A 1,435-nucleotide genomic window follows, 5' to 3' on the forward strand; every position below is an offset into this window, starting at 1 on the left:
GCGTCCTGGACTTCGAGTCCTGCTGAAAGACAGTGCCCCTGCCGGTTGGCCGGGAGAGTTGATCGCTTCTGGGATGTCGTTGCCCACTGACGGTGTCGGTGTGAGCACTGCTTGATTAGGTCGCTGATGGTTCTCCCGCTGGCTGCTGCTGGTGATCGTTTCCTGCGTAGGGAGAGCTGGTGCGACTGTTTGTTGGGGATGACTGGGCCGAGGCGCATCACGATGTGGAAGTGATGGACGCCTCCGGCCGCCGGTTGGCCAAGACACGCCTGCCCGAAGGCGTGGCGGGGATGGCCCGGCTGCACGCGATGATCGCCGAGCAGACCGGCGACACCCCCGATGAGGAGGTGGAGGTGCTGGTCGGGATCGAGACCGACCGGGGTCCGTGGGTGCTGGCGCTGGTCGCGGCCGGATACACGGTGTTCGCGGTCAACCCGTTGCAGGCCGCCCGCTACCGGGAGCGGCTGGGAACCTCGGGCGCTAAGAGCGACGCGGCCGACGCGCACATGCTGGCCGACATGGTCCGCACCGACTCCCACCAGCTGCGGCCGATCGCCGGTGACAGCCCGCAGGCCGAGGCGATCAAGGTTGTCGCCCGCACCCACAAGACCCTGATCTGGGAACGGACCCGGGCCGGGCAGCGGCTGCGGCACGCGCTGCGCGAGTACTTCCCCGCCGCCCTGACCGCATTCGAGGATCTGGACGCCGCCGAAGCCTTGGACCTGCTGGCCAAGGCCCCCACTCCGGAGCAGGCCGCGAGGCTGAGCGTCAGCCAGATCAGCGCAGCGCTCAAACGCGCCCGCCGCCGTGGCGACCTGGCCGCCCGCGCCACCGACATCCAGACGGCGCTGCGCACCGAGCACCTGGGTCAGCCCGAGGTGGTCACCACGGCCTACGCGATGTCGGTCCAGGCAATGGTCGCGGTCCTTGCCGTGCTCGGCGAGCAGATCAAGACCCTGCAGGGGCAGGTGGAGGAGTGTTTTGGCCAGCACCCGGCCGCTGAGATCATCGTCTCCCAGCCCGGACTGGGAGCGATCCTCGGCGCCCGGGTGCTCGCAGAGTTCGGCGACGACCGCCGCCGCTACGCCAGCGCCAAGGCCCGAAAGAACTACGCCGGGACCAGCCCCATCACCCGCGCCTCGGGCAAGAAGAAGAGCGTCCTTGCCCGGTTCGTGCACAACGACCGGCTCATCGACGCTCTGATGACCCAGGCCTCGGTGGCGCTGCGTGTCTCGCCCGGTGCCCGCGCCTACTACGACAAGCAACGCGCTCGCGGAGCCGGCTACAACACCGCGCTGCGCCAACTCGCCAACCGGCTCGTCGGCATCCTGCACGGCTGCCTCAAAACCGGCACGCTCTACGACGAAGCGACCGCTTGGTCGCATCACGTCCAGAGTGCCACGGCTTGACATTAAAACTCCTGGGATGTCTTTCA

1 protein-coding gene is annotated in these 1,435 nt (G+C 68.2%); it reads left to right on the plus strand.

Annotated elements, in window-relative coordinates:
• Positions 1-185: 185 nt before the first annotated feature.
• Positions 186-1,409 carry an IS110 family transposase gene (locus ACIBVN_RS60870; RefSeq protein ID WP_397152049.1) on the plus strand — a complete coding sequence of 408 codons (1,224 nt, stop codon included), beginning with the start codon at positions 186-188 and terminating at the stop codon, positions 1,407-1,409.
• Positions 1,410-1,435: the final 26 nt, after the last annotated feature.

The organism is Nonomuraea sp. NPDC049400, from assembly GCF_044466425.1.
Taxonomy (GTDB): Bacteria; Actinomycetota; Actinomycetes; order Streptosporangiales; family Streptosporangiaceae; genus Nonomuraea.